Source organism: Micromonospora sp. D75, from assembly GCF_018070405.1.
Taxonomy (GTDB): domain Bacteria; phylum Actinomycetota; class Actinomycetes; order Mycobacteriales; family Micromonosporaceae; genus Micromonospora; species Micromonospora chalcea.
The window spans coordinates 1-3,685 of sequence record NZ_JAGPXV010000599.1 but is presented as its reverse complement, the minus strand read 5'-3'; the positions used below and the strand labels follow the sequence as shown (position 1 = coordinate 3,685).

At 75.9% G+C, this 3,685-nt stretch carries 2 protein-coding genes; one reads left to right on the top strand and one right to left on the bottom strand.

The window, feature by feature from the left end; translation table 11 throughout:
- Positions 1 to 2,269, bottom strand: a 2,269-nt coding sequence (locus tag KBX39_RS26220) for an AAA family ATPase (protein WP_210873008.1), incomplete at its 3' end; no start/stop codon positions are given.
- 192 nt (positions 2,270 to 2,461) lie between these two features.
- Here KBX39_RS26220 and KBX39_RS26215 point away from each other — a divergent pair.
- Positions 2,462 to 3,685, top strand: a 1,224-nt coding sequence (locus KBX39_RS26215) for a hypothetical protein (protein WP_210873006.1), incomplete at its 3' end; no start/stop codon positions are given.

Sequence of the window (3,685 nt, the reverse complement as noted above, 5' to 3'; positions counted from 1 at the left end):
GGGCGCCGTCGGCGGCGGCCCGGCCGAACCGGGCGACGAGCGGCGGCAGCACGCCGTCGACCTTCTCGGAGAGCTCGGCCAGGCGTTGCGCCACGGTGCGCCGGCCGCCGTCGGTGCAGGTCGGGCCGACCGGCGCGGCGGCCTGGTCGAACCGGACCAGGTCGAGCAGGACGAGCAGCTCGTGCCCGGCCAGGCCGTCCTCGCGCAGCCGGTCGGCGAGCGCGCACAGGTGCTTGGTGGCCGCCGGCAGGTCACCCGTCGCGGCCTGGACCGCGCCCCGGGCCTGCTCCAGCCAGGGATAGAGCACGGCCATGCCGGGTGCGTGCGTCCGGTCCGCCTCGGCCATCGCGTCGGCCGCGTGCGTCACGTCCCCGCGCAGCGCGGCGGCCTGGGCGCGCTCGGCGTGCGCCAGCCCGGCGTACACGCGGCTGGTGGCGAGCACCGCGCACGCCTCCAGGCTGGTCCGCAGCGCCTCGTCGCCGCGCCCGCGCAGCCGCGCCGCGTACGCCTGGAGGATGGCCAGGTAGCCGGTGCCGAGCCGGAAGTCACCGGCCCCGGCCAGGTCGGCGAACTCGTCGGCGACTATCGCGTCGATGCCGGGCAGGTCGCCGGAGAGCGTCAGCCGGGTGCCCCGGGCCAGCTCCATGGCGAGCTGGAGGTAGGGCATGTCGGCCCGCCAGCACGCCGCCTCGGCCTGGACCCGGGCGATCGCGGTGGCGCTGCGCTGATACTGCCCCTGCGCGGCCTGGAGGTGGGCCAGCGTGCAGCGGGCCAGCTCCCGGGCGGCCATCGGGGCGGCCGGGCGGTCGAGCACCTCCTGGGCCAGCCGTACCGCGACGTCGACGTCGAGCCGGTGCAGTCGCATGATGGCCTCGAACGCGCGTACGCGAGTCCGGTCGGCGGGGTCGCGCAGCTCCTCGCCGCGCGCGGCGATCTCCTCCACCGTGGACTCCCGGTTGAGTCCCCAGTAGCTGACCATGCCCCGGACCGTCAGCCACCGGCTGCGCCGGCGGTCGTCGTGGATCTCCCCGGCGACCTGGTCGAGCACGCTGATCGCCTCGTCCGGCCGGTCGCCGAACATCAGGATGGTGGCCAGCAGCTCGGCCGCGTCGGTACCGCCGCCGGCCTCCAGCGCGGCGCGGGCCAGCCGGGTGGCCAGCGGCACGTCGTACCGGCCGAACGCCTGGACCGCCGCGTCGAGCAGCAGGGCGACGTCCTGCGCCGTGCCCGAGTCGAGCCGCCACACCGCGACCCGCAGCAGGTCGTCGCGGCGGCGCGTGCCGACCTGCTCCAGCAGCCCGGCGAGGGTGGCCTGGAGCCGGCGGGTGCGGCTGACCGGGCAGTGCCGGCGCATCACCTCGCCGTAGAGCGGGTGCGCCAGGCGGACGTTGAGCCGCCGGTCGTCGTGGATCAGGGTGATGAGCCCGCGCTCCTCGGCCGTCTCCACGTCCGCCGGGTCGACCGCCCGTTCCAGCAGTTGCAGGCCCAGCGGCTCGCCGAAGGCGACCAGCTCGACCACCGCCCGGACGCCGGGGGTGAGCTGCCCGATCCGGGTGTCGATCAGGTCGGTGAGGCTGGGCGCCAGCTCCAGCCGCCCGGTCCAGGTCCAGATCCCGTACGTGCGGCGCAGCTCGTCGTCGGCGGCCAGGACCAGCTCGCGCAGCAGCAGCGGGTTGCCGGCGCAGAGCTGGAAGAGCCGGTCGGAGGAGCCGGCGTCGACCGGTCCACCCAGGATGGCGGCGAGCAGACCGGTGGTCTCGCTGCGGCCGAGCGGGCCCAGTTCGACCAGTTCGACCAGGTCGTCGGTCCAGAGCGCGCGGATCGGCAGCGGGATCTGCTCGCCGTTGCGCAGCGTCCCGATGACTGTGGCGTTCTCGGAGCGGGCGACCAGGTGCACCAGCGCGGCCGAGGGTGGGTCGAGCAGGTGCGCGTCGTCGATGGCGAGGACGATGGGCCGGCCGGCGGCCTGTTCCTGCAGCACGTCGACGGCCCAGCGCAGGATTCCGGCGGGGGAGAGCCCCTGCGGCTGGGTGGCGGGCAGCACCTGGACGAGCCCGCCGAAGGGGAGCGCGGCGGTGGTGGCGCTGGCCGCGATGGACCAGATCGCGTACCGCTCGGGGGAGAGCTCGGAGACGCCCTCGCGCAGCAGCCGGCTCTTGCCGACCCCGGCGTCGCCGCTGAAGAGCAACCCGCGCCCTCCGGGTCGGCCGATCGTCGACAACAGACGGTTGAGTTCATCCCTACGGCCGACGAACTCCCACCTACTCATCGGAGCAGCATATCGACCGTGTTCCGTCCGCGTGCGGGCCGTTACGCAGTGAAGTTGAGTAATCTGGCCGTTACCCATGAGTATCGGAGGTGTTCGTTGTCGGATGGCCGACAGCCGTACTCTTCCGACAGCCCCTGCAACCAGGGAAAAGCCGCGACCGGCACCCCGGTCGCCTGACCGGGAGGCCACCTGATGACGCCGGGTCCACTCCCCTCGGTCGACGTGCCCGACCCGCGCCGTCAGGCCGGCCCGCCCGGGTGCGCCCCGCTGCCGACCCGGCTCGGGGCGGCCACGCCCGGACCGGACGATCCGATGGCCGTGGTCGTCGCCGGCCCGGCCGGCGCCGGCCGGCGCGAGGTGCTCGCCGGCCTGCTCGGGATCGACTCCGCGACGCTCGCCGTGCCCGTGGGAAGCAACCTGCTGGTCCAGCACGCCGCCGAGAAGGCGACCCGCGCCGCGTACGTCCCGGGCTACCGCCAGCCGCACGCCTACGGCGCCGACCCGATGGCGACCGGCCCGGCGCTGGCCCGGCCGCCACGCCGGGTCGAGCTGAGCCTGCCCGACCCGCTGCTGCGGCACTTCGCCGTGGTCGACACGCCGGACACCGGCACGCTCGGCGTGGCCGGCGGCCGGGTGCTGCGCGACGCCGTCGGCCGGGCCGGCGCGCTGCTCTTCGTGATCTCCGCCGACCAGGCGTTCAGCGCGGCCGAGCTGCACCTGCTCGCCGAGATGGCGCGCGCCCGGGTCGAGGTGTTCTTCGCGGTCACCCCCGGCACGACCGGCTGGACCGCGTCGGCCGACGGCCCGGCGGCGGAGGCCACCGGTCCGTCCGCCCGCCGGCTCGACCCGGTGTCGGTCTCCATCGAGGCGCACCGCGCGGCGCTGCTGGCCGCGGTGCCGGCGCTCACCCCGGCCCGGTGGTTCCCGGCCCGCCGGGCCGAGCTGCCGCACCTGCGGCGTGCCCTGGTCGGCTGGGCCGCCGACGAGGGACTGCGCCGCGGCAGCGCAAGTCCGCCGGTGCCGCCCGGCGCGCACGGCCGGGTGCCGGTGCTGGCCGGCGTCGAGCCCGGCGAGCTGGCCGACCGGATCGACAGGGGGTCACGAGCCTGCGCCCGCCGGATCCGTCAGCACCTCGCCCTGGAGTTGGCGAACATCCACCTGCGGGTGGTGCAGGAGATCGTCTTCGGGGTCGGCTGCGCCGGCCTGCCGCAGATGCTCGACCGCGAACTGGAGGCGCTGTCGCTGCTCGCCACCGCGCAGTGCGACGAGGCCGTCCGCGGTCTCGTCGACGCCGCCGCCGCCCGGGTCTTCGGCGCGCCGCTGGCAGAGGGCGTACGCGGGCGGATCGCGCACGCGGTGCGCTGTAGCCTGGCCGACCATCCGGACGGCCGGGAGCTGGACCGGGTCCTCCTGGTC